Here is a 25267-nt window from a genome sequence, read left to right as displayed (position 1 = left end):
AATACGGCTACTCCTACCCGCCATAGTAGGGCGGTCTAGTTGATCACTGGCTATCCTTGATTCCTTACGAGCTTTGTCAAAAGCACGAGCAATAGCATTTTAACCAGACTTTAGTTAAAAGTCCGAGGTAGGAATTAAAAGCAAGCCAACGTGCTGATTGGCTTTGCCAGAGACTTATTGCTAGCTCTAGTTGATTCTAAGAGAATATCCGTAAAAATTATGTAAAGCTTTATTAAAGAAAGTGAAATTTCATCCTAAGTAACAGCAAATTTTTTGTAAAAATCAGCCAAGCTCATGGGTAATGGTGATCCGATTACCGATTACCGATGAGCAATTACCTATGAACAATTAGCTATGAGCAATTACCCAAGAATGTTATGTTGCATCCCTCTTAGAGAAAGGGGATAAAGATTAATGTTCCGATTCTTGAAGGCGCTTGCTTCTGGTCACCTCTTGCCGATATAAGACAAACACTAATAACCATAAGCTGAGCATCCTCAAGGAATCTGAGGTTAAACTTGACCAGGCAGCTCCCTTCCATGAATACAGAGGAATTAACCAAAGGTTTAACGAAAAGTTCAACAGAGCTGCCGTTACTTGTATGCTACTACGCAACCCTTGAAATCCAGCACCAGTCAGGGTGTCCGCCGCAAAAAACTGCATGGCTTTGAAAAACGGTATCGGTGCTAACCAACGTAAGGCATTAACTACCTCCCCATAGTCTTCACCTATGATGTAGGGTACCATTGGAGCCGAGATAAACAACCCGATACCAGCAGCTATTCCGTACATACCAGCAATTGGTGATAGACGCTTGGCCAGATTGAGGCTTCCCTGGATGCCAGCGGCTCCCTTCTGAAAAAACTTGGCATAGGAAGCCGCTAACAGAGATTGTACAGGGACAAATGCCACATCAATTAAACGGTATGCAGCAGCATATATACCTGTAGCTTGTAATGTAGAAAGACGCGCTAGCATGGTTTTATCTACATTGTTGTTAACCGTTTCAGCACAAAGGTTGACAGAAAAGTAGAATCCCTGAAGCATCTCCGGCTTAATCTTTGATATTGCCAATTTAGGAGTTCCTAACATCCGATGTACCATCAGAAATCCAACCCCAGCTGCTATTGCTGTACTAGCCAGATATAAAGCTCCCCAAACTAAAATATCTGATGTCTGAAAGAAGCTGACAAAACAAAGTGTTGCTACTAAGTTTTTTAGACTGAGTAAAAAATGAATTTGGGCAGTATGCTTAAGCTGACTGACCGCGATAAATGCCTGACCAGCGGTGCCTAAAATTTTCAAAAAGAGTAAGTCAGACAAAAATACCAAAAATATGAGTAGGGGCGACGTTTCTTTAGGTAAAATAGCTGGAGCTATAAGCATAACTAAGGCAATTAGCACCAAACTAGAGGTAAAAACCATCAACAGCGCATTGCCCCAGTATTCCTTGAATAAGGCTCGGTTTCTAGAAACATTTTTAATTAAAACATCTCCACTCCCCCAGGTGGCGAAAGGGGATATAATCGCCGCTAAAGCCGTCAAACTAGCAAACAGACCATACTGTTGAGCACCGAGGGTACGAGCAATCATCACGAAGTAGGCCGCTTGGACAATCATCTTCAGAAATTTAGCCAATAGCATCCACAACGTGTTACGTACTAGGGATTTCTGAAATATGCCAATGAGCCTGGATTTGAGGGATTGAAAATTCATATATCAAGTAGTTTGGATCATACCTTTTTGCTGCTAGAATTGCCTGCCAAATTGAGATCGAAAATTATCTCTGATTACCCAGACTAAGAATAAAATCAGCGACTTGGTATGAATTATACCAAGTTGCCATCAAAGATATTACTCTAAAAGTTAGCATCATAATACCTCTGAAGGCAACTTATGTATTATCTGACAGGACTTACGCACAGACTCCATGGGTAGGGTGGGCAAGGTTTTGCCCACCCTACAGGTAGATTTAAATTGAGGTATTTGCGTAAGTCCTATCTGATTTATCGCTGCTTAGATGGCTAATTTTTCATTATCCTCACCCTTAGGCTGACTAGCTGCTTAATCCCACTAATTCTTTGCTATACCATGCCGATATCTCCCGCCCCAATAATTTGAATAGTTTTTGATTGTCATTGGCATAGATGGTGTAGAGTTTTTGAATCGCTGATGGACTGGGGCGAAGCTTTTGGTGTTGTAAGGGTAAGCGCTGATCAACACGATTGATCAAGCCACGCATAAATGGGAAACGGGTTCCCAGATAACGAGCAATTGGTGAACTAGTGCTTTGATGGACTTTCTTAGACTTTTTACTAAAATCAAAGGAAGAATCTATGTCAAGGAATTCACAAACCTTTTTCATAGAATCCTCTGAGTTTTGAACAATGTCTTCTTCAAAGACTAGAATTAGCATTTGCTTAGGATCGAAGTATTCATAGTAGGCTTGCAGTTGGCGATAATATCGTCCCATATCGATGATGCCATAGCGCTCAACAAGGGGTTGTTTATCACCAATTAATAGCTGATCAAGGTCATGATTGAGAGATATATCTCCAGTTTTGATAAAGTGATTTATAGCAGCAATGGCTCGTTCAACTGGATTTCTCAGGACTATAATAAGTTTGGCTTCAGGCAATGTCTCGTAGATCAGCCGATGGGAATAGGAAATTTCTTCGAGAGGGTCATAGTAGACTTTACCCTGGGCATCAGGCAATGGCTCGATCCATAAGTAATTAGGAGTTTTTTCTCCAATTGCTTTTTCCCCATTAACATCAGCAAAGTGTTGTTTATACCATTCAATACCTTGGTTGAGATTATAGGTCTTATTAAAGTAATGAATTTCATTTCCAGGTATAAATACCTCAGGATGTTCCTTGAGATTATGGGCTAACCAGGTAGTTCCAGCCTTTTGAGCTCCAATGATTAAAAAGTTCGGTAAAGTCACTAAAAACTCTCTCGTAATCTAGCACTGCTATTTCGCAGTTAATTTTACCTAGATAAAAATCTATAAAACAATTGACTATATTGCTGATTATCCTAAGTAATTTAGCTGATTATCATTACGCAAATCTAGGGATTAATACGGATTATTTTCCCTAACTAGAGAATAATTTGAGTAAGAAATCATGACCTTATTATATAAGACTATTAACTAGTATACTTTTGGGTAATTATTACTACCCATATCATACCAATTATTTAAGATATATTAACCAGGAGTTAATCCGTAACTTGTTGATAAGTCAAGATGCGTATAACTCTGCGGATTATTTTTGCTAGCCAGAGAATAATTTTAGGACGAGATGCTGAACTAAGGGGCCAATAAATTACTGGTTTTACAAGACTATAGGGCATTAGTCCTACCCACAGGAACCAATGACTCCAGAGTAGCTTCTTTTTCCAATTAAATTTAGAATATTTCCAGATTGAGCAATATCCTTTGTAAGCTAAGACTAAAGGAGAATCAGAAGCAAAAGCATGATGGTAAGGATCTAGTCGTAAAGAAGCGATACGGTGAATCAAATGATTGGGGTCACGAAAGTTCAAATCCGGGCATACGTGATAGCCTAACTCAGTCGCCTTGCGTACTAAATAGTTATACTTGATAAAATCATGGTTGATAGACCGACGAAAGCGTTCAATGGGAATGGTTCCCTTAGAAAAAGCCCACAAATTATTCCCATGTTGTCGGTATGCCCCAAGGGGTTTTTCAATCGATACCACTTGCCCATAAAATGGGTTCAGGGTGACTAGATAACCGTCAGCAGCTATGGTAAAATCAGATTCGGGTATAGGCAAAATTTGAGCTAGTGCTGACCGTGCAAAACTATTGCCACTGGTTACAGTACTGCTGTACTTTCCCTTCTCCAACAAAATTGGCCAAACGGTGCCACTATCAAATTTTATGTCTGGAGCTGGATGGATACCAATAAATTCACTAAGGGCATTGACCAACTCTAAACGATATTGCACCTGGACTACCCCTGGTTTCCAAACGGCGACCACTTCGGACACCGCATTAGGGAATAAGTAATCATCAGCATCTAAAAAAATTACAATCTCACCACGGCTGACATAAAAACCGGCATTAAGCGCCGATGCTTGCCCACCATTTTTCTTGAAGATAGGAATAATTTGCTCACCGTAGCTAGTGATAATCTCCTGAGAGTTGTCGGTGGACTCATCATCCACTACAATGACTTCTGTATTTGGATAAGTCTGACTCAGGCTACTGTCAATTGCTTCAGGTAGAAAGTGACCGTAATTGTAGTTGTTGATGACAATGCTGACTAATAACTGACAGTTTTCGTTCATGTCAATATGTTTGGTTGTCGCTCTAATGGGATAAGCACCGAAAGAGCTACAGATGTGTATAGCACCCAAAAGATATTGTTTTGTATCATCACTGATGTCTCAGTGATATTGGCTAACACGGTATAGGTTAAGAACAATAATGGCCAGAGATTCTCTGATGTTTTACTTACACGAAGCCAAGCAATAGCTCTTAGTAAACTAAAACTAAATCCAATTAGGTAGATTGATACTCCCAAGATTCCTAAAGCTAGCCATAGGTCGAGCAAGCCGTTGTGGGCGTTGGGAGCTGGCCACAATACTGCACGCCAGACATAGGCAGATTCACCATTAAAGCCATTCCAGAATGAACCATAGCCATAACCGAGCCACGGCTGTTTCTCAATCATGTCCAACACGAAGGGCCATAGCTCTGTACGACCGGTCAAGGTAGCATCCTTACCGATTGCACCTAGCAAAGCGTCTGCATTATCTAACAACCAGATTAAGACGCTGCCTCCGAATGTTGTCATGGCAAATATAGTCGGAATCAGTAGGTCATATCGCCACCGTAACATCCGGTATAGATATAGAGAGAGTAACATAATTATAAGACTAACCAGTGCAGTTTTTGAAGTTGTAAATAGTAAAAGAATTACGGAAAAGCCAAACCCACCCCAGAACAGTAAATTATTTTTTTTGCCCCGAATAGCCAGGAGCAAAAATACAACTGCACTGGGCACCATGACTTTGCCAAGAACATTTTTATGGACGTATATTCCTCGCCAAGTTCCAGCATGAACTCCCCCCATAATCCCGTATTTCGGCAGAGCCACAATAAACATAAAACTGAGCAATATTGCTACTCCGAATGCCCAAGCCAGCATTTCTAGCTGTTCTTTCATGGTGTAGCGGCTGGCGAGGTAAACACCAAACAAAGTTGTGCCAATTAGGGCAACAGCACGGTTGATGGTCGTTGTTGGTTCAGAAGACCATAAAACAGATACTACTGCTATCCCCACCAACAGACTGAGCCACCTATCTTTACTGAGGACATAAAGTACCTTTTTCCACCTTAGTGCTAGGAGGAAAAAGGTAACAAGATAAATTAATACGAACAGCAATCTACTGAGGGAGGAATCAAATTCTTGTATGACATCCCCCTCACTTCTGCCTCCTGATAAAATTACAGTGAGTACTCCTCCTGAATAGAGCACCAAGGAAACAGTAGTGAAAATTGGTTCAAAAAATGTCAAAAGTTTTCTCATTAACCCTAGTTTATATCGAAAACTTGTAGGTATACTATTGTAGTCATAAGGTTATATGCAAAAAATTACTATTTCAGAACTTATATCATATTTTGAGCCTTCTTTTTGGTATAGTTAAAGTGGCTATATAACTGTAGGAAGCTTGCTGGTGAAGGAATAGACAAGGTGCGGCGCAATTATGGCATTTCAACACCATGATATTGCTTGAATTCACAGGTTTTGGGTAAACCCTGACCTAAGAGTACTAATACTCCTAAACATACTCCTGAACTTGATATTAAGCAGTGCTCCTGTTCTACAAAAGCTTACTTTAGGGATAAATTGTGTTAGTGAACAGATAACCTGTAGACAAAACCTGATCTAAATCTGCAATTGTCTGATTTAAATTGGTCAATCCTATAGTGTAAGCATTCAGCTATCAGCCGTCAGGCGTCAGCTCTGTGGCACAGGCTTCGTGGGACAGGCTTCTAGCCTGTGACTTTCGTGACTATTAAACCAATGCTTACTTGTTGTCTTGATGCAAAGCGCGAGTGGGGGAAACCACGGCAGTCGCTCATCGGGGAAACCCTCAAGACCGCACTGCCTCCCCAAGACCGCTTAGGTGCGCTTATTAAAAAGCTGAGAGCTCAGAGATGATAGCTGATACGCGACACGCTGATAGCTGAATGCTTACCCTATAGTTGCGAACTAAGGCAATGGATGACATTGTTTCAAGTTAGTAGCATCTGGCCAGGTAAGAGTTCATCCACACCCTTAAACCTGCTGAATCTAAGAGGCTCAGGAATTACCCAGATAGGGAAATTAAACCCTATCCCTAGGGTTGATTTATATGTCAGGCTGAGATGGATAAAGTCGGACTAAGTAGAGATTTGCCATCAAAGTAGTCGGGAATCGGTGCTCCCATCAAGGTCAAGATGGTTGGGGCTATATCTACAGGATGAGCTTCTGGCAAACTAGAACCTGGGGTAATTCCTGGTCCGCTTGCCATCAAAAAGCCTCTGGCTCGGTGACCACCAGGACGATTATAGGTAATTGGACCAATGCGTCCCACATCAGGACTATCCACTACATCTGTGGGACACTCGTGCCATACCACTACTAGGTCAGCATCTGGCAGTTTGGGGTTATCATCTGTGGCTACGTTATGGGTGCGCACTACTTGTTTAACTAATGGTTCTCCTGTCCTGCCATCGGTAAGGCGATAAAGGAAGTCTGTTAGGTTATCGCACAGAGCATCATACTCGGAAGGCTCAACAATACCATCTCGTTCCCGTCCTTTGAGGTTGATGCGAATATGTCCATCAGCAAAAGCGGGTAAAGCAAAGGCTTTCATCTTGGGCCACAGGGGAGTATATAGAGTAGCTGGCATCCAACCCAATTGCACTCTGTGCTTCATGAGGGGATAAGGAGAGAGTAAACCGTGCTGGCCAGATTGTAAAAAGGCTTTATGGGTCCAGGTGTTGAACAACTGCTTAATGGGATTGGGTTCATAAATCTGTCGCCATACTTCCCCTGGCCAAGAGTTGCGGATTGGACGAGTAACTGGTGGTGGGGGAGTGACTCCGATTTTGCTGGGAGTAATGGCATATTTGCCAGGGAAGTTATACCGATAGAGCAATTCTGGCAGGAACATCATGCTCATCAAATCGGTAACATTGGCAGCCATGCCATGAACTGCAAAACACAAGATATAGGCATCTTTAGGGGCAGCAGCGATAATTTTTGCGATCGCATCATCCACCGCTTCAAAGATTTTCAGCATGGGGTCTCCAGCCTTACCATTCTTTTTGCTCTGGTAAGGGTAGAGCTGGTGATCTGGTTGGCTGCGGTCCCACAGGTCATGACCAGCACTGTGAGTTTCACCAAAAGCGGTCACGAACAAGTCCCACGGTTCACGCTGAAGTAAATCCCGACAAATCTCTGAGCGGGTGGAGATACTTGTTTTTAGAGCTTCCTGAATCCATTTAAAATAAACTGGATCCCACCAGCGACCATTATCTTTATGGAGCACTGGGTTTTTGCCGTATTGGGCAATAATATTGGGCAATAATTCCGGCGGTTGGGAATGGCTTGGCACAAAGGGATAATGTCCCCCCCAACCCAAAATTTGTAAGCCATTAATTTGATCTGACAGTGCTGATACTGGTACATCAAAGGCAGCAACCCGGTAGTCATTCCCTAAGGCATAAAAGGGATTATATTCTTTATAATCGTATCCACTATAAATTTTGTCGCAGACTACTTTATAATTTTCTGGATAAAATTTTATGGTATCCCAAAAACCGGTTTTATCTGGTAAACAACCGGTAGAAAACATCACCCACAAGGGTTCAGTGGATGAAAATTCAACTGTTTTATTGTTGTAGTTAACGGTATTGTTCAGGCGACCATAGATTCCTTGTTGCCGTATTTTGTTGAGGGTCTTCAGATGTCCTTGAGACATCCACTTCTCCAACAATAGTGGGTCAGCTGCATCCAGTCCAATAGCAATTACAGGGGTTTTCATGGTTGTATTTTATATTTTATATAGGGAGCATCCCATTTTGGAAAATATATCTTTTGATATGGGCATTAACATCGCGTTCATACAGCTTAATGTGGTATATTTATTCCAAATTGGGATGCTCCCGATTTTATATATAAGTAAAGCTAATCCATAAGAGCATTTCTGGTTGAATAATCATCATCTTAATCTTATCTTATGGAGCGGGTATTTGGTAATTAGTAATTGGTAATTAGTAATTTATCATTACCTAGTTGACGATTACCGATTAGTAATTCCCCATTCCCATCCAGGGATTATTTGGGTTGGAAAGTGATTAACCGGATTTGATATAATGTTTCAATTATCACTAATAATTTCAGTAGTTCTTTACTAAGGGCGTTAAGTAATAAAAAAATAGGTAACTAATCAAACAATAGGGTTTTATTCTATTTATACCCTGGAATATTCCAGGGTATTAACTCCTTAATTTATCCTGTTTGCTTCTAGGGAATAGCGAGTAGTCATAAGTCATAGTTTTAAATCATCTCCGGGAAACATTCGAGGTTTTTTTAGTCTGAGCTTGACGCTGTGCCAATCTTCTGACTGAGCCATAATGGAAGTATTCCTGTGACTGGTAAAAGTAACCAATAGATTCATCTTTTTGAATGACACCATTAGCCACCAAACCCAAAACCGTCTGACCGGAACTATCTAACATTTGTTTAGCCACATTAGCATTAGCAAAATCCAGCACACCTGGTCGAGCCACCAACAACATGCCATCAGTCATTGGACTTAAGCAAAGGGCATCAGCAGTCAGAAGTAAGGGTGGGGCATCAATAATCACAAAGTCATATTGGGTTGAAAATTCCTGAATCAGGGAAGCCATTTGCTTTGAATCCAGGAGTGCCAAAGGATTAGGAGGCATTACCCCAGCGGTGAGAATATCAAGATTTTCCATGGCTTTACAGATAGCAAGCTCTATAGGCACTTCACCAATCAGTACCTGGCTCAAACCAGCCACATTCATTACTTGCCAAATATAATGCTGACTGGGGTGACGCATATCGGAATCAATCAGCAAGACCCGACGCCCCAGTTGAGCCATAGCAGCGGCCAAGTTTGCTGATACCGTAGATTTGCCTTCCTTGGAAACGGAGCTAGTGACTACAATAACTTTAAGTGGGTGATCAGACCTGAGAAATTTCAGATTCGCTTGAATCATCCGGTAGACTTCACTGACCATGGAATGAGGCTGCTCTGTTACGGGCAATTCCCCTCCGAAGAATAGGTCATCCCGACGACGGGAGAGCTTCTTGTGCTTGAAAACTGGAATCACCCCTAGCACAGGATATCTTAATAACTGCTTGACTTCTTTGAGAGTTTTGATAGAGCGGTCTCTCATTTCCAAGAGCAAGACAGCAGTCGTGGCTAGTGTGACCCCCAACATCACCCCTAGAGCCAACACCTTTAATTTCTTATCACCTAGGGGCTTTTTAGGGACTATTGCTGGCTCAATGATGCGAGCATTAGCGGTATCTTGGTTTTCTGCGACCTTTAATTCATTGAGATTTTTCAACAGGGTTTCATAGGTGAAGCGGGCAGCTTGGAGTCGTTGTTCAAGCTGCTGCTGAGTTTGCTCCAACCGAGGAAGAACATTTACCCGTTGTTCATAGGCAATTCTAGCCTTAGCAAGAGTTGCTAATCCTTCTGCTAAACTTCGACGTTTGACTTCTGATTCAATAAAATCGCTAATCAGTTTTTGTTTGAGCTCGTCAACTTCTAAAAGCCCTTCAGTAATTTGTATCTGAGTACCAGCCAAACTCTGAGAGCCTAGTATTTGATCAATCTGCTGTTGTAAATGACCTCTGAGGGAGCGTTGCTGCTTGGTCAGCCGAACCATGACCGGGTGATTTTTACCGTAACGATTTCTCCCAACGGCTAATTGCCGCTCAACCTCTTGCAGTTCTTGGAGTACGCCCTGTACTGAAGTAGACTGACTCAGGGCACTGATAGCAATTGCCTGCTGGGGATTAAGACCCACCTGGTTTCTCAAGCCAGCAGCTTGGGCATTGGCTTCTTCAAGTTGAGCTTGAACTGTAGTAATTTGGCTGTCTAAGTCAGCCATCACCGCTACCAAAGACCGGGCTTCTTCTGTGAGGGATACAACCTGATTGCGTTCCTTAAATTGGCGTAGAGCAGCTTCTGCTTGCCTAACATTGGCTTCACTTTGAGGAAGTTGGTTAGTAATAAACTCACGGGCTTTTGCGGCTTCCGACTTTTTGGATAGGATCTGATTCTCTATATAAAGCCTCATTAATTGATTGATCACCGCCGCCCCTTTTTCGGAGTTCTTACCCTTGTAGGAAAGCCTAACCACATCGGTGCCACCCACAATTTTGACAGTGAGCTTCTTTTTCAGGGCTTCCGGTTCCAAAGGTAGACCTTCGTTATCAGTGAGGTTGAGTTGATCAATGATCTGTTGCAGAAGCGGGTGGGAGTAAATCACCTCAACTTCAGTACTCAGAGGGTTCTGGGCATCCACCAGAGGCCGTAACTGTTCAATTTCCTCCCCCAACCCAGTCAAGAAAGCGGTTCGGTCTATCTTAAACAGTAGTTTTCCTTCAGCTTCATAGGAAGGCTTGAGAAACAAGGTAGACCAGGCTGCTGAGATAACTGTAAATAGGAAAATAGCAACTGCTGGCAGCCAACGACGTTTCAATAGTAGTAAGTATTGGCTAAGATCGAGATCTATAGAACTTCTAGACTCCATAAATTCTTAAGGGACTCCCCCTAGGTAGATTGCACAATAAAATAATTTTTGGTATTGGTGCGGATTAGCTACCAAACCAGCCATCCGTCAGATGCAACCTATATATGGAAATAACCAATTATATGGAAAGAATAATAAAAGTAAATCATATCAAAAGTCACTCGACATTAAAGAGTTGGTAAAGATATGCAAATTTTCCGTGGTTCTTGTGAACATAAGAAAGTTAAGGGGCTGACCGGGTGTAGGGCAAACGGGGTTAGGGGGTAGGGTTTTGGGACCGATTGTTGTGTCAGTAAGACCAGCAATCCCTGGAGCTGTTTACTATTCTATCTTCCGACTTAACCCAAACCCGGTCAGCCGTCAGCCATCAGCCGTCAGCCATCAGCCGTCAGCTTATTTTATTCAAAGGTGCGCTTGACCCATCTAATTATTAAATTCGCCACGGGTCGCACCTAAAAACACCGATTGCGCTACTTGAGGTGCTGCGCGAACAGTAGCGATGCAGTGGCCTCACGGGGGTTTCCCCCACCTCATAAGGGTAGGTTTTTTACAAAGACCTCGGGTGTGGGGTGTGGGGTGTGGGGTGTGGGGTGTGGGGAATAAGAAAGCGATGCAGCGCGGTCTTGGGGGTTTCCCCCATGAGCGACTGCATCAAGACAATGTACCATTATTGTCGTTAAAAATCATCATTTATTCGTTGTTTTCCTTTTACTCTCCTGAGGTTAAGTCCCATGTTTGACCCTAATGTAAAAAACCTACCCCTGTGAGGTTTCCCCCACTCGCGCTTTGGATCAAGACAGCGTGCGCTATGGGCATAAACTGTTCGGTGTAGCGTGGCCACAGGCCTTTGGCTGTTCGGTGTAGCGTGCCCATGAGCTGATACTTGAGGTGCTGATAGCTGAATGCTTACGGTCACCCTACCCCCGCTGGCTCCATTTCTGGCTAAACTTTTACCAAATTGAACCATTCTGTTGGCCAGTGAGTCTAAATAACATAGGAAAACAAAGCGGTGAGGAAGAACCCACAGTTGTCAGTCAGATCAGCCCAGGCTTCCAAAGAAGATTCTGCTGCTGCAAAAACAACCAGCACAGACACAGAGTTGGTATTGCAGTGCCAACAGGGGAACCAGCAGAGTTTTCGCCAACTATACCGACGCTATCAGCAGCGCGTCAGGTCAACTATCTATCAGCTATGTGGTGCTTATGCTCTTGATGATTTAGTACAAGAGGTGTTCCTACGAGTTTGGAAAGGCTTACCAAAACTACGGCAACCTTCACAGTTCTCCACCTGGCTTTACCGCATCTGCTGGAATGTGGCATCGGATCAGCGGGGCAAGTTGCAACGGCAACGTGCCTTCAACCTTCAACTTCCAGAGGACACAGCTGATCTACCCCTAAAAAATGCCAAATCCTCCTACACTCCTGATCTGATGCAGTTGCACTATCAGGACATTATTCAACAAGGAATGCAGCAACTGAGCTTGAACCATCGTGCTGTGCTAGTGCTACATGATATAGAGGATTTGCCACAAAAGGAAGTTGCTAAAATTTTGGGCATAGCTCTCGGAACGGTTAAGTCTCGTCTTTTCCACGCTCGAACTTCCCTACGGAAATATATCATCCAACAACAAGGAGAGATGCCATGACTCAGTTTCAACCTGATGACCAACAATGGCAAGCATTTCTGCGCCAACATCGACCTACTCCTCCACCAGCAGCATTTGACTTGGAGGAACGAGTTATCAATGCGATCGCTAAATCCCCACCGCCTAGTCGTAAACCAGAGCTTTGGTTACTTCCATCAGCCATCGCTGTTGGTTTACTGATGGCTTGGAGTGGTTACCGTACCCATAACTTAACCACTCTAGAAGCTTTTTTAGAGAAAAATTGGCATGGAGTTGTGGGAGAGACATCGGTGAGCAATGTCATTCATAGTCCACCAGCTGATTGGATGATCTTAGCCAATACTGGACAATAAACGCGCATAGTAGGAACCATCACCTCAGGATCACCTATAGAGGATAAGGTTTGACGTGTGAATAGGTTGGCTCTAGCCAACTGCTGTGGCAAGGGAAAAGTGGGTTTTTAACCTTCAATCTACCCTACGGGAAGGCTAAGGGCGAACGACCTGCAACCTGGAACCTGCAACCTGGAACCTGCAACCTGCAACCTGCAACCTTCAACCTGCAACCTTCAACCTTCAACCTTCAACCTTGGCCAAAAGGCCACGCTACGCGAACAACCTTCAATATTTCTTCCAAACTGTAAATTAAAGACATTTATAGGTAACTTCCATGTTGTTACGTCCAGGTTATGTTTTGTCAATTCTCTTGGTTACCCTGACTGGCTGCACTGCTGTAGCTAATACCAAGCCTATAACCTCTCAATTGATTCCCAGCCCTGAGGGTCAACAACACCCAAAATCGAGTAAGCATAGGTTAATGAGGCAACTCAAGCTCAACCAGGTGCAAAGGCAGCAGCTAAAAACCATTAAGCTGGAGTATGAAGATTCTATTATAGATCTTCGCCAGGAACTGAGTCAAGCGAAGCAGAAATTAGGTGATTTGATGGTGGGTACAGCTGACAGAGAAACTATCCACACTCAATATCAACAGGTTCAACTATTGAACCAGCAGCTAGGAGAGTTACACCTTGAGAGTATGTTGCAGATGCGAGAGGTGATGACTCCTGAACAACGCATCCAGTTTGCTCAATTCATGAGACAGCGCCGCCACAACCAATATCCCCTGAGGGAGAACCACAAAGGACAAGGATTTTGAGATTTATTTATCTACACGGTTTCGCATCTAGCCCTGAGTCAGCCAAGGCGGTGTATCTACAGCAAGCTTTTGCTGGCCTAAATGTCTCTCTAGTAATTCCTGACCTTAATCAAGATGACTTTAACCATTTAACAATAAGTCGCCAGCTTAGTCAAGTGGGAGCATTACTGCCCTTAGATGGAACACCAGTCACTTTAATTGGTTCTAGTTTGGGTGCTTTTACCGCTGCATGTATAGCACAAAAACATCCACAAATCAAGAGACTGGTTCTACTAGCACCAGCATTTGGATTCCTTGGCCATTGGTTGCCGAAATTAGGAGCAGAACAGCTCAATCAGTGGCGCTCCGAGGGATATCTAGAGATTTACCATTACCGAGAAAAGAGATCGCTGCCCTTACACTACCAGTTTGTAGAAGATGCCCGTGATTATGAGGCTTTGGAGCTAGGGCGACAAGTACCTACTCTGATTCTACATGGGTGCGATGATGACGTGATTCCCATCATGGCGAGTCGTGATTATGCTAGTAAGCGCCCTTGGGTGCAATTGGTTGAATTGGAGAGCGAACACGGTTTGCGGGATGTAATGGGGTTGATTTGGGCAGCAGTTCGGGAATTTTGTGATATTTAGGGTTGAAGGTTAGTCGGTTGCTCGCCTTTGGCGTCCCTTGTCGGGTAGGTTAGTCGGTTCAGGGGTGAGCTACTCCAACCCAACACCAACTCCAAACCAACCCAAAATCAACCAACCAATTCCCCCTAACCCTAATAACACAGGAGTCAACCAATTCCCCCACTGCACATACAACGTCTGAGTCTGTCGTGGATAAATCGTATCTGCGTGCAACTCATAGGTATTAATCCCCGAGAGCCATACTGTTTTGCCATGGGGGTCTACAATACCGGAATAGCCCGTATTGGTTGCTCTAACTGTCCACCTATCTGTTTCAATGGAGCGCATCACATCTTGAGCATGGTGCTGGGCAGGCATAGTATTACTGTAATGGGCATTATTGGATGCAGTGATAATAAACTGCCCACCAGCGGCAGCTTGATAGCGGAAGTGCTCGGGAAAAGCTGACTCATAACAAATTCCTACCACTGCTTGACCAAAGGGGGTTTCTAATAATTGGTCAGGTTTACCTGGGGCTAAGTGAGCATCAAGAGGGGATAATCGGTCAATTAAACGTCCTAAGAATTCTTCAAAAGGAATATATTCTCCCAATGGCACTAATTTGACCTTATCGTAACGGCTGAAGGTCTCACCAGTACCGGTGACAGTAAACAAACTATTGGTAAAGCTACGCCCTATTTGCCCATAGCCTCCCACCCAAACTAAAACCCCTTTATCTAAAATTGCTGAGTAGAAAGAACTAACAGTGCGAACCTGTTCTTGCCAAAGAAAAGGTAAGGCAGTTTCAGGAGTTAGCACTGCGTCTACCTTTTGATCTGCCAATGTCTGGTAGCCAGTAGTGTAACCTTTTATAGCACGTTGCCAGCCAGCGGAATAAAGTTTGATTTCATTGGGGATGTTTCCTTGAATAATACCGACTTTAATAGCAGAATCTTTTGATTGCTCAATTGGTTGGTTATACAGTAACCATCCGAGCAAATGTAAGCTAATTAATAACCCGATTGCCATACCCAAAAGGGTTGAAGGTTGCAGGTTTTTAGGGGTTGAAGGTTGAAGGTTTTTAGGGGTTGAAGGTTGAAGGTTTTTAGGGGTTGAAGGTTGAAGGTTTTGAGGGGTTGAAGGTTGAAGGTTTGTAGGGGTTGAAGGTTGAAGGTTTTGAGGGGTTGAAGGTTCAAGGTTTTGAGGGGTTGAAGGTTCAAGGTTGTTGTGATTACTTTCAACCTTCAACCTGCCAACCTTCAACCTGTCAACCTTCAACCTGCCAACCTTCAACCTGCCAACCTTCAACCTGCTAACTTTCAACCAGCCAACCTTCAACCTGCCAACCTTCAACCTGCTAACTTTCAACCAGCCAACCTTCAACCTGTCAACCTTCAACCTGTCAACTTTCAACCTGTCAACCTTCAACCTGCTAACTTTCAACCTGCTAACTTTCAACTGATTAAGGGTTAATCCGCTTTCAGCAATTAAACCATTGACGGCGACAATAGCTGCTGTAACTGTTATCGGACCGGATAATTGACCGAGGTGCAAAATTATCAGGTTATGGGGACTTTGGGTATAGGATAAGCCAGACCAGTACAGGGGACTCATACTCCAGAGGGTTTCTATGCCACACCACAAGCCTGTACCGATTAGAACTCGTAAGCAGGAGGTTAAAAGAAAATAGTTTTGAGTGGGGTTAGGGAGATTTATATCAGGATTTATATCAGGATTTATATCACGTTGTTGTGTAGCTTTGGTGGATGGGAATTTACAGCGGTTTTCAGATGAATTGACCTCATTACCTTTAGCTGCAAGCCCCCTAAATCCCCCAATTCTGGGGGACTTTAACTCAAGAACCCCCCAAAGTTGGGGGGCTAGGGGGGCGAAACTTGCTGTAATTGATTGAGTTATAGAGATTCCTATTGCCCAGACAGCTACTAGGAGTGCTCCCCAGAGGGTAATGACTATCCAACAGAATAATGCGATCGCAATACTAGCTAGCCATGGTACGCCCATCCAGTCCATCGGGTGAATACCAGTAATCCAAGATAGAGCTAAGCCATGATAACCGATACCCCAGATCAGACCAGATAAAGCATTGCCACGAATACTCTGACCCCTGACTACTATGAACCATAGAGGCACTAGGGCAATCCAAGCTAGGGGCCAAGCTTCCGTTGGTGATGGTGTCAGTCCCATCAGGATGCCACCGATTAACGCTAATAGAGGATTTATCAATTTTGTGAGGTACAAATTTCTGGGTTTTAGGGAGTAGGTAGTAGGGAGTAGGTAGTAGGGTTAAGAGTTTGTTTAGTAGTGATTACGGGCGCTGGTATGGATGGGAGTCTTTAAAAATACTGTGTACCTCATGATTATGAAAATTGCTATATATTAAACAAGTCTCAAGTTGGCGCACCACCTGCTACACGATACAAGGTTGTGTAGTAATGCACTAGACCACTACCCACTGCTATAGCGTAGATCAGAGTTACTAAAACAGCCACCCGACGTTGCCAACGCCAAACTTGCATCAAGCCTGCTGCTAGAAGAATTAAGAAATAGGGGGATACAATTAGCAGATAGCGAGGTTTCCATATGGAACTGGAAACATAGGATATCAATAAGATAGATCCGGCAGGTAATAATGCCCACACTTTCATCCACCAGAGTTTTGTTGAGGGGTGCCTACTCAATAGAGCTATAGCAAGCAAGCCGATTGCCATGGCCGTATATGCCATGTAATAGAGCAAAGGTAAAATATTTGAGGTTAACACATGGTCTACAAGCCACTCGATCATAGACTGCTGATTGAGCTGTTTCATCAGCTCGTTGGCACTGATGCCTGACCCTAGTAAGTGTCTCAATGGCCAGAAAGCTGTCAAGTGGGTGACTTCAGAGACAATTAAGATAATGTTGGGTTTTGGGTACTGTGTCACCCAACCTTTGAGGAATTTAGTGGAAGACTCATTAACTGCTGATAGCAAAGGAAGCCAACAACTCCCAATCAGCAGCAGCCTGATCCCAAAGGCAAATAATCGGCGCTTTTGATTACGGAACTGCCATCCAATTAATACCAGATCTGGCAGAAACAAGGTCACAGTAACCGGAGTAGTCACAAGGGCTAGAAACCTGGCCACAGCCCACCAGTTGATGGCAGCAAACCTGGGATTTTCAAGGGCATGAGCTAGAGCTAAGGTACCCCCCAAACTTAAGAAGGGGATCAGGGTGTACATCCTTACCTCTTGGGCATGGTTGATAAACAGAGGTGAGAGGGTTAGTAAGAGGGCGGCAATCAATCCAACTGGCTTTCCAGCTAAGCGACGACCCAACAGGTAGATTAGGAAGACACTGCCTAGTCCAAAAATCACAGATAGCCCACGCAACCAAACGGTGCTAGCGCTAAACTGCATCCAAATGTAGAGAATCATGAAATAAAAGGGACGTGTCAGATTCTTCGGAGGCAGTGATATCCCACTCTGGGTTTTGTTAATGCTAAACAGCTCATCGTACCATAAGCTTTCTGTGCCGAGTTGATAGAGGTACAACCCAGTAGCGACTAGTAAAATTAAGCCGATCGGCATCCACTTCTCGAGCCAATTTGCTCTTATTCCAAGTGCTGGTGTATTCAGTTTCATGGTGATGCACAGTTAAGTAAAATTAGTTAACTAAAATTAGGGATTGCAATCGCAATCCTAGTACTCTGTCAATTTAGTTTTGAAAATTAGGATAAGGTGTTAGGTGTTAGGTTTTCGTATTTAATCCCTAGGGCTATCAGCTCTAATGCTTAATAGTAATTAAATGTAATAGTAGAGGATTTTCCAGTTTCTAAGACCAAAACCCAAAATCTTTATCAGATATTTAAATAAATATCTAATCTTTATCAAATATTTATTTTTACAGAGTGATCAACGGCGTAATTGTTCTCTTGCCTGCTGACGCAGATTCCTTGCATTGGGGTGATTCGGCTGGATTTGAAGTGCCTTTTCCATGGCATTGATTGCTTGATCCAATTGACCAACGTCCCATTTGGCTGCCCCTAGATTACTCCAAGCATCAGCAGAATTAGGATTCAGTTGAAGTGCCCGCTCATAAGCTTTTATGGCCTCACTGTAGCGCTTGAGTTTATGGAGGGCTACTCCTCGGTTAATCCAGGCGTCAGCAAAATCGGGCTTGATGGCGATCGCTTTCTCGTATAGAGTTAGCGCTAGAGTTATGGCTGTTGGGGTGTTTTGGGATTCGAGAGCTGCACCTTTACTCCATAAAGCTTCTGGGTAGTCAGGTTTAAGGGCAAGGGCTTGATCGCAGGCAGCCATTGCTTGTTGAGTACGCCCCAAGGAATTCAAGCTATAGCAACTACCCCAATGAGCTTCAGCTAAATTTGAGTCCCTTGCGATCGCTTTTTCGTAAGTCATCAGTGCTTGCTGGTACTTTCCTGCTTGCCGCAAGCTATCCCCTTGGCTGTTTAATTCTGTTGCAGTTGGTTGTGTTTGGGTAGAGGATGTCGATTTCGCAGCTGATTCGGTATCGGATCCGGGAGTAGTTTTTTGGACTGAGCTGGTAGTAGTGCTTTCAGCAGTGTTGCTAACTACCGCTGGGGTTGCAGGTTTTGACTCAGAGGTGGTAGTCGAGGTTTCGGCAACGGTATCAGTAATGTTGTCAGTTTGAGTGACAAGTTTCGGAACTAGAAAAGTCTTAGTACCGATCACAGAAATACCGATACCCATCCCTGCTAAGACAGTAATCATTAACCAAGGCTTCATTAACCATCTTCGGATGATCTCTGATCTGACCTGGGTTGGTACTGATGTTGATGTTGCTGAAACAGGAACAGTCTCTTCCGGAACTGTTGTAGCAGACATAGCTATTGTTGGTGCAGCAGTTAGCCTCTGAACTGCTGCCAACGCTTCTACTGCGGTCGGGTAGCGGTCACGGAAATCATAGCGCACCATACAGTCTAGGATATCCGCTAATTCTGAGTTAACTTGGGTGTTAACTTGGATGCGATCGCGCCAGTTAATTTCCCCTGTTTCGGAGTTTTCTTTCAGGAACTTGGGATGAATTCCGGTTAATGCCTGGATACCTACCATACCCACCGCATAGATATCGCTGCTAAAACGGGGATTGCCACCGAACTGTTCTTTGGGGGTGTAGCCATGACTGCCAATAGCAATGGTCTTGGTTTGCCCCGTTTCGGGATCGATAATCTGGGTGCTAGCTTGCTTAACTGCCCCAAAGTCAATCATGACAATTCTACCATCCTTGCGGCGGCGGATTAGGTTTGGGGGTTTGATATCACGATGGATCACACGTTGCTCATGGACAAATACTAGGACTTGTAGAATATCTTGCAACAGAGCAATCACTCGATTTGATTCCCAAGGCTGACGGATTTCTTGGTTGAGGGGTTCTCCATCAATAAATTCTTGGGCCAGATAAAACTCCTGATTTTCCTCAAAATGCGCCAGCAACTGGGGGATCTGATCGTGGTTACCCAGCTGGTAGAGGACTTGTGCTTCTCGCTCAAATAGGCGTTTGGAAATTTCCAAACACTCAGGATCCGTCACCTGGGGTTTGAGCTGTTTGATCACACATTGGGGAGTTCCTGGCAAGTGCAAGTCCTGTGCCAGAAACGTTTGACCAAAGCCACCTGCTCCCAGCTTGCTGATGATTTTGTAGCGACCGCCTAAGGGGTTTGCGGAATTTATCGGTTGATTGTTCATGTGTTTAGCTTTGATTCTACTCGCTATCCCAGAAGTCGCTACAGGTTTACACAGTTCAATAAGCCGGAGTTTAATTTTAATTTTAAGCAATCAGCTATCAGCAATCAGCTATCAGCTAATGCGCTACGCGGAAAGTCCCAGCGTCGTTCGCACAGCGTGGCCAAAGGCCAAAGCCTGTGCCACCTTGAGGTGCTTTTGAATAAAATAAGCTGACGGCTGACCGCTGACGGCTGAATGCTTACCTTTAATTTAATTATCAATATTAACCGTATACACCCAGTCTTTGTATTTCGGTTCCCGATTTTCGGTAATTGCTGCTAGCATCTCCTTGAGCTTGTCCGTTATTGGTCTGTTTGGAGATAAGTGATAGTTTTCAATTCGTTTAACTGGGGTGATCTTTGCCGCTGTTCCACTTAGAAATACTTCATCGGCAATAAATAGTTCTGATTTATCCACTGGTCGTTGTATAGTTGGCAAGCCCAAGTCCTTAGCAAGGGTCAGAATACTATCCCGAGTAATTCCTTCTAGGATATCCTGATCGAATCCAGGGGTAATCAGCTGCCCATTTCTGACTAGAAAGATATTCATCCCAGAAGCTTCCGAGACTTTGCCATCAGAATTCATCATAATGGCTTCATCAAAGCGAGACTCTACTGCTTCGCTTTTCGCCAAGGAAGACGTAATATAAGCTCCACTAATTTTACCTCTCAAGGGTAAACTTTGGTCTTGTTGTCGATACCATGAACTAATCCGACAGCTAACTCCCTCAGGAGATAAATAATCTCCTAATTCTAATCCATAAACAAAAAAGTCTTTGTCAATATTATGGAGTCGCGGGGAAATTCCTAAATCTGACGTGTATACAAAAGGACGGATATAAAACGATGTAGTTGGTTTATTTTGTTTGATAAACTCAACGATAATAGTCTCGATTTTATCAGGAGGTAAATTGTAGTGTAATAACCGAGCACTATTACTTAGGCGTTGGCAATGGCGGTCTAACCGAAACAGTAAACATTGCTGTGGTTTTTTTGGGTCAGGGATACAGCGTAATCCGCCAAAAGCTCCCGTGCCGTAGTGCAAGGCATGGGTAGCAATGGAAATTTTGGCGTCAGCGAAAGGGACAAACTTGTTCTGAAAGTAAGCAATGGGCAAAAAATCAGGCATAGTTAAAATCAGTGCTTTAAGATTAATTTACCTCAGTTTAACGAGTGGCTGACAGCATGGTCTCCATGGCATTTAGCCTTGTTGTCACTCCGTCAGGGGGAACTGGCTCCTACCCACGACCTACCCAAAACCCTACACCGGACACCCTATCAGCCGTCAGCTTTGTGGCACAGGCTTAATGTTTGTGGCACAGGCTTCGACCCTGTGACCTAACTTAGATTAAACGTTCGCCTAGGGTGGCCATTCCCGTAGCGTGGCCACAGGCCTTGGCCAAAGCTTACCTCTTTTATTCAAAAACTGACGGCATTAGGCTGATAGCTGAATGCTTACCTATTTTTTACCCTTCTTGTCATACCCTGAGCATCGGTGGGTATGTGGGTATATTTGACAAACAACGCTTAATGTGCTAAGCAAAAATCAGCACTAACAACTGACTCACTCAGCACTGATCCACGATGTTCTAGTTAGCAGGATTGAAATCTTGGCTGAACCTATTTATGTTCAATTGACCTGGGAAGACCCAGAAACCGGCGAGTTAAAGAAACCTGTTCTGAGACCGCCCATTGCTGTTGGTCGAGAAAATGACCATTTGCCAGCACACTTAGCAGGTCAATCTGTGTCTCATCTGGTACTTCTTGACAAGGAGATTTCCCGGTATCACGCCCTGATCACAGTGGCTAATACCCAACTCTATGTTACTGACCGCAGCGCCAACGGCACGTTTATTAATGGACGAAAGATTCGCTCTGGTATTCAACCTTTTTCAAGCAAGGATACCTTGCGGATTGGTCCGTACAAGATTACAGCGGCTTTGAAACGGGAAAATGACCTGAACGCCACTGCACAGAACTTTGACCAGACTAGTCTATTAGGTGAGAAAAGTGTCACTAACTCTCTGCCCAAGAATAAACCTGTGGTTTGGTTGATTGGCTTAGTGGTACTGTTAATAATGGGAGTCGGCACTTGGTTCGTGGTCAGCGGTCTGCTAGAGGGGTTAAAACCGGGAATGCAAGATCAGAAAAACGATTCCTCTAGACATCTAGAACGGGTAGTCTAGAACAGCTAGTTAGCTCAATCTTAACCATGAGATTCAATGTTATGGAAAATGGCACCTAAATAGAACGTAACCTATGGAATCTCTTGTCAATGTTCGATTTTCCATTAACCCTTTCCCAAGGGCTAGGGTTCAGCGTCTCTTGGGATTGGTGTTGCTAGGTGTACTTACCCTACTGCTGACCCTATTACCAGCCTCCACCTTAGCACAGGAATTCTTGGCAAATGGTAAAGAGAAAGCTCCTGTGGTGGTGGATGGTATTGAGTTGTTTCAAGTGGGCAATGCTGGCAACTTTAGCGCTACTGAGCGAGCCGAGCTGATCAATCAGCGCTTAGCAAGAGAGGTGAAATCCCTACAAAAACCTGAATATGTGGACATTGAATATGTCGGGCAAAACGAGGGGATTCTTCGTACCAAGTTTACCGAGCGCATTATAGTCACGATTACCAAGGCAGATCAAATTCCTGATACTGATCCTCTTGAGCAAGCCGAGAAATGGGAGAAGCTGATTGAAAAGGCAATCCGGCAGGGCAAACAACAGCGCATGCCAGATTATAGTCGTCAGGCAGTAAGGTTTACAGCGGTAGTGCTGGTGTTGTTAATCCTGTTGTACTTCCTGTTACGCTTGTTCAGGCAATTTGCCTTGCGGAAACTGACCTCCTGGCTAGGGAATCCGGCTTCTCGTTTTTTCCCTTGGCACGACCCAGCCAAATTATTTCTCGGGGCAGCCCTGTTAGGCTTACAGCTTATCCTGTGGACTACAGTTATCTTAACTATTAGTGACCTATTTCCCCAAGTTCGCAGTTGGCGTTATGAACTGTTAAACTTCCTCAAGTCTCCTGTAATTGGTCCGGGAGAAAGCAAGTATTCTGCAATCCAAGTGCTGCTGTTGGTGGTATTAACCGTTGTGCTATGGTTTGGGGTTAGTGCCATCACCAGGCTATTCAGGCATTACATCTTGGGGAAAACTGGCGCTGATTCAGGGGTGCAAGATGTGATTGCTATCCTGACCCAGTATGTCCTGACGTTTTTGGGCATGATTATCATACTCCAAAGTTCTGGGTTGGATTTGAGTTCCCTAACCATTTTTGCTAGTGTCTTAGGGGTGGGGATTGGCTTCGGTGTGCAAAATATTGCTAACAACTTTATCAGTGGCTTAATTATCACCCTAGAGCGACCGATTCAGCAGGGGGATTTTATTAAGGTCAACGATTTGGTGGGAACTGTGCAGCACGTTGGTTCCCGCAGTACAGAAATTTGCACCTTGGATAAAGTGACAATAATTGTGCCCAATGCCCGCTTTTTAGAAACTGAGGTAATTAACTGGAGTCACGGTAACCCGATTTCCCGACTAAAAATTCCAGTAGGAGTGGCTTATGGATCGGATGTGGAGCAGGTCAAGAAGGCACTGTTGGCAGCTGCCAAGAGTCACCCGGAAGTGTTACTGAGGCCCTATCCCCAAGTTTGGTTTCAGGAATTTGGTGAGAGTGCCCTCAAATTTGAGCTGTTGGTCTGGACTGGAGACCCCAAGCGGCAGCCTAAAATCAAGAGTGACCTCAACTACCGGATTGAGAAAAGTCTCCGTCGCTATGATATCCATATACCATTTCCTCAACGGGACCTCCATGTGCGATCGCCTCAGTTAGAGAAATTGCTCATGGCTTGGCTAGGGGACCGTCAGCCAAAACCGCCAGAAAACCAACTCTATATTCCCAATGGGTATCAGTCTCAGCAGCTACCCCAGGATTCCTTAGTTTCAGGTTTCCTAGAGCCGATCGATGACCTAGATCAAGACTCTTACCCTACTGCTCCTTTCCAAGAGGATATGGTAACACTAGACATTGAAACCTTGGTCGAGGAAATGCGTCAACCAGGAGGGTTGGATATTAAAGACCGTCGCTATCGTCTCAATAGCTATGGATGCTGTTTTGTGGGGTCAGAAGCAGTAGATTGGTTGGTGAAACGGTGTAATTCTACTCGGGAAGATGCAGTGGCTATTGGACAGATACTGATTAATCGAGGTATTATTCATCATGTCGCAGATGATCATCCTTTCCGGGATGATTATTTGTTTTACCGTTTTTATTTAGATGAAAATTAAGTTAAGCTATCAGCTATCAGTTATCAGTTATCAGCTTTCAGCTTTCAGCTTTCAGCTTTCAGCTTTCAGCTATTAGCTTTCAGCTTTCAGCTTTCAGCTTTCAGCTATTAGCTATTAGCTTTCAGCTTTCAGCTTTCAGCTTTCAGCTTTCAGCTATTAGCTTTTAACTTACAGGCAAAGGCCAACGGCTGACCACTGACCACTGACGGCTGACCACTGACCGCTGACCGCTGACCGCTGACCGCTGACCGCTGACCGCTGACCGCTGACCGCTGAATACTTAAATTAATTTTAATAACAGAATAAAGAATCCTTAGTTTCAACACCAGTTATAGTATTCTTACCAGAAGCTTTTTTGCATAGCTTCCGGTCTTGGTTATAATCCAAAATTGCAAACGTGAAGTCAGCGCCAGTAATATCTGCACCCTTAAATTTAGATTTGGACATAAATGCATCTTCAAACACTGCATCGGTTAAGTCTGCTTTCTTGAAGGTAGATCGATTAATGAATGCATAGGTAAAATCGGCTCCATGTAGGTTAGCATTCGTGAAATTAACTTTGGTAATATCCGCACCTATAAACTTAGCGTTGCTCAAGTTAGCTGACTGTAAATTGACATTGCTAAAAACCTTGTAACTAAAGTTTTTACCGGAGAAATCCTTACCGCTTAGATCCTTGTTTTGAAAGTTAGCTTTAATGGTGGCAGCGCTTTGGGCTTGGGCTGGCAGAGGCAAGACTAATATAGTTAGTGCTAGTAGAAAGGCTGCCAGGGTGCATCTCATATTTGTAAAAAAGAAGGGAAGTGTGGGGAGTGTGGGGAGGGTGGGGAGTGTGGGGAGGGTGGGGAGTGTGGGAATTTTATTAGAATTTTTGCCTAATTGCAAAAGTGAGATGCACCAGGCTGCCAGGTGTAGAAAGTACTTGCAGTACTTCATGAATCGCTCTAATCCTCCTTTTGATTAAAAGTTGCTGACAAGGGTAACTATATCAATTTTTGTAGGAGTTTTGAAGA

General features: G+C 43.9%; 19 protein-coding genes and 2 pseudogenes. 8 read left to right on the top strand and 13 right to left on the bottom strand.

The features are described from left to right. Positions 1–411: 411 nt before the first annotated feature. The 6 genes from F6J90_RS01215 to F6J90_RS01190 form a co-directional block, all read right to left on the bottom strand. Positions 412–1716, bottom strand: coding sequence for an oligosaccharide flippase family protein (locus F6J90_RS01215; protein WP_293090717.1), 1305 nt, complete (start codon positions 1714–1716; stop codon positions 412–414). Between the two features lie 340 nt (positions 1717–2056). Continuing rightward, positions 2057–2947: a sulfotransferase gene (locus F6J90_RS01210; RefSeq protein WP_293090716.1), complete on the bottom strand. Its 891-nt coding sequence runs from the start codon at positions 2945–2947 to the stop codon at positions 2057–2059. 275 nt (positions 2948–3222) lie between these two features. Continuing rightward, positions 3223–4317 (bottom strand): glycosyltransferase, encoded by a 1095-nt coding sequence (locus F6J90_RS01205; RefSeq protein ID WP_293090715.1) that lies wholly within the window; start codon positions 4315–4317, stop codon positions 3223–3225. Then, the gene (locus tag F6J90_RS01200; RefSeq protein ID WP_293090714.1) at positions 4314–5561 is read right to left on the bottom strand and encodes an O-antigen ligase; all 1248 of its coding nucleotides are present in this window, start codon (positions 5559–5561) and stop codon (positions 4314–4316) included. Before F6J90_RS01200 ends, F6J90_RS01205 begins: the two co-directional genes overlap by 4 nt. Before the next feature lie 832 nt (positions 5562–6393). Beyond that, entirely contained in the window at positions 6394–8067 is a 1674-nt protein-coding gene (locus tag F6J90_RS01195; protein WP_293090713.1) for an alkaline phosphatase family protein, read from the bottom strand. Positions 8068–8587: 520 nt separating this feature from the next. Further along, complete coding sequence (locus F6J90_RS01190) at positions 8588–10819, bottom strand: polysaccharide biosynthesis tyrosine autokinase (RefSeq protein WP_293090712.1); 2232 nt, start codon at positions 10817–10819, stop codon at positions 8588–8590. Positions 10820–11828: 1009 nt separating this feature from the next. On the opposite strand from F6J90_RS01190, the gene F6J90_RS01185 reads away from it, so the two are divergent. The 4 genes from F6J90_RS01185 to F6J90_RS01170 all read left to right on the top strand — a co-directional run bounded on the left by F6J90_RS01185 (position 11829) and on the right by F6J90_RS01170 (position 14227). Continuing rightward, positions 11829–12464: a sigma-70 family RNA polymerase sigma factor gene (locus F6J90_RS01185; RefSeq protein WP_293090711.1), complete on the top strand. Its 636-nt coding sequence runs from the start codon at positions 11829–11831 to the stop codon at positions 12462–12464. Beyond that, positions 12461–12796, top strand: a complete 336-nt coding sequence (locus F6J90_RS01180; RefSeq protein ID WP_293090710.1) for a hypothetical protein — start codon at positions 12461–12463, stop codon at positions 12794–12796. The genes F6J90_RS01185 and F6J90_RS01180 overlap by 4 nt, the downstream gene beginning before the upstream one ends. A gap of 316 nt (positions 12797–13112) precedes the next feature. Beyond that, positions 13113–13598, top strand: coding sequence for a periplasmic heavy metal sensor (locus F6J90_RS01175; RefSeq protein ID WP_293090709.1), 486 nt, complete (start codon positions 13113–13115; stop codon positions 13596–13598). Beyond that, a complete protein-coding gene (locus F6J90_RS01170) occupies positions 13595–14227 on the top strand; it encodes a YqiA/YcfP family alpha/beta fold hydrolase (protein ID WP_293090708.1) in 633 nt (210 codons plus the stop codon). The genes F6J90_RS01175 and F6J90_RS01170 overlap by 4 nt, the downstream gene beginning before the upstream one ends. A 69-nt stretch (positions 14228–14296) precedes the next feature. Here F6J90_RS01170 and lnt read toward each other — a convergent pair. Continuing rightward, positions 14297–15226 (bottom strand): annotated as a pseudogene (gene lnt / locus F6J90_RS43375) (apolipoprotein N-acyltransferase); the annotation flags it as partial. Between the two features lie 207 nt (positions 15227–15433). Here lnt and F6J90_RS43370 point away from each other — a divergent pair. Next, complete coding sequence (locus F6J90_RS43370) at positions 15434–15679, top strand: pentapeptide repeat-containing protein (RefSeq protein ID WP_366513708.1); 246 nt, start codon at positions 15434–15436, stop codon at positions 15677–15679. A 438-nt stretch (positions 15680–16117) separates the two neighbouring features. Here F6J90_RS43370 and F6J90_RS43365 read toward each other — a convergent pair. From F6J90_RS43365 to F6J90_RS01150, 4 genes and pseudogenes are all read right to left on the bottom strand, one after another. Then, a pseudogene (locus F6J90_RS43365) lies at positions 16118–16411 on the bottom strand (apolipoprotein N-acyltransferase); the annotation flags it as partial. A gap of 203 nt (positions 16412–16614) precedes the next feature. Beyond that, positions 16615–17847: a glycosyltransferase family 39 protein gene (locus F6J90_RS01160; RefSeq protein WP_293090707.1), complete on the bottom strand. Its 1233-nt coding sequence runs from the start codon at positions 17845–17847 to the stop codon at positions 16615–16617. A gap of 270 nt (positions 17848–18117) precedes the next feature. Then, positions 18118–19932: a tetratricopeptide repeat protein gene (locus tag F6J90_RS01155; RefSeq protein WP_293090706.1), complete on the bottom strand. Its 1815-nt coding sequence runs from the start codon at positions 19930–19932 to the stop codon at positions 18118–18120. A gap of 249 nt (positions 19933–20181) precedes the next feature. After that, positions 20182–21099 (bottom strand): branched-chain amino acid transaminase, encoded by a 918-nt coding sequence (locus F6J90_RS01150; protein ID WP_293090705.1) that lies wholly within the window; start codon positions 21097–21099, stop codon positions 20182–20184. A gap of 81 nt (positions 21100–21180) precedes the next feature. On the opposite strand from F6J90_RS01150, the gene F6J90_RS01145 reads away from it, so the two are divergent. From F6J90_RS01145 to F6J90_RS01135, 3 genes are all read left to right on the top strand, one after another. Next, positions 21181–21312 carry a hypothetical protein gene (locus F6J90_RS01145; protein WP_293090704.1) on the top strand — a complete coding sequence of 44 codons (132 nt, stop codon included), beginning with the start codon at positions 21181–21183 and terminating at the stop codon, positions 21310–21312. A gap of 268 nt (positions 21313–21580) precedes the next feature. Then, entirely contained in the window at positions 21581–22156 is a 576-nt protein-coding gene (locus F6J90_RS01140) for an FHA domain-containing protein (protein WP_293090703.1), read from the top strand. Between the two features lie 73 nt (positions 22157–22229). Continuing rightward, entirely contained in the window at positions 22230–24254 is a 2025-nt protein-coding gene (locus F6J90_RS01135; protein WP_293090702.1) for a mechanosensitive ion channel domain-containing protein, read from the top strand. A 149-nt stretch (positions 24255–24403) separates the two neighbouring features. On the opposite strand, the gene F6J90_RS01130 is transcribed toward F6J90_RS01135, so the two are convergent. Continuing rightward, on the bottom strand, positions 24404–24577 hold the full coding sequence (locus F6J90_RS01130; RefSeq protein WP_293090701.1) for a hypothetical protein: 174 nt from the start codon (positions 24575–24577) through the stop codon (positions 24404–24406). Continuing rightward, entirely contained in the window at positions 24546–25190 is a 645-nt protein-coding gene (locus tag F6J90_RS01125; RefSeq protein ID WP_293090700.1) for a pentapeptide repeat-containing protein, read from the bottom strand. The genes F6J90_RS01130 and F6J90_RS01125 overlap by 32 nt, the downstream gene beginning before the upstream one ends. Positions 25191–25267: the final 77 nt, after the last annotated feature.

The sequence above is a fragment of the Moorena sp. SIOASIH genome (assembly GCF_010671925.1).
Classification (GTDB): domain Bacteria; phylum Cyanobacteriota; class Cyanobacteriia; order Cyanobacteriales; family Coleofasciculaceae; genus Moorena.
The sequence above is the reverse complement of the archived record's forward strand: the minus strand, read 5'-3'. Positions and strand labels throughout refer to the sequence as shown.

Bases quoted from the DNA above. Each gene is read 5' to 3' on its own strand.
- F6J90_RS01125 (WP_293090700.1), bottom strand. From the start codon at position 25,190: ATGAAGTACTGCAAGTACTTTCTACACCTGGCAGCCTGGTGCATCTCA.
- F6J90_RS01190 (WP_293090712.1), bottom strand. From the start codon at position 10,819: ATGGAGTCTAGAAGTTCTATAGATCTCGATCTTAGCCAATACTTACTA.
- F6J90_RS01160 (WP_293090707.1), bottom strand. From the start codon at position 17,847: ATGAAACTGAATACACCAGCACTTGGAATAAGAGCAAATTGGCTCGAG.
- F6J90_RS01175 (WP_293090709.1), top strand. From the start codon at position 13,113: ATGTTGTTACGTCCAGGTTATGTTTTGTCAATTCTCTTGGTTACCCTG.
- F6J90_RS01155 (WP_293090706.1), bottom strand. From the start codon at position 19,932: ATGAACAATCAACCGATAAATTCCGCAAACCCCTTAGGCGGTCGCTAC.
- F6J90_RS01205 (WP_293090715.1), bottom strand. From the start codon at position 4,317: ATGAACGAAAACTGTCAGTTATTAGTCAGCATTGTCATCAACAACTAC.
- F6J90_RS01180 (WP_293090710.1), top strand. From the start codon at position 12,461: ATGACTCAGTTTCAACCTGATGACCAACAATGGCAAGCATTTCTGCGC.
- F6J90_RS01135 (WP_293090702.1), top strand. From the start codon at position 22,230: ATGGAATCTCTTGTCAATGTTCGATTTTCCATTAACCCTTTCCCAAGG.
- F6J90_RS01200 (WP_293090714.1), bottom strand. From the start codon at position 5,561: ATGAGAAAACTTTTGACATTTTTTGAACCAATTTTCACTACTGTTTCC.
- F6J90_RS01195 (WP_293090713.1), bottom strand. From the start codon at position 8,067: ATGAAAACCCCTGTAATTGCTATTGGACTGGATGCAGCTGACCCACTA.
- F6J90_RS01215 (WP_293090717.1), bottom strand. From the start codon at position 1,716: ATGAATTTTCAATCCCTCAAATCCAGGCTCATTGGCATATTTCAGAAA.
- F6J90_RS01150 (WP_293090705.1), bottom strand. From the start codon at position 21,099: ATGCCTGATTTTTTGCCCATTGCTTACTTTCAGAACAAGTTTGTCCCT.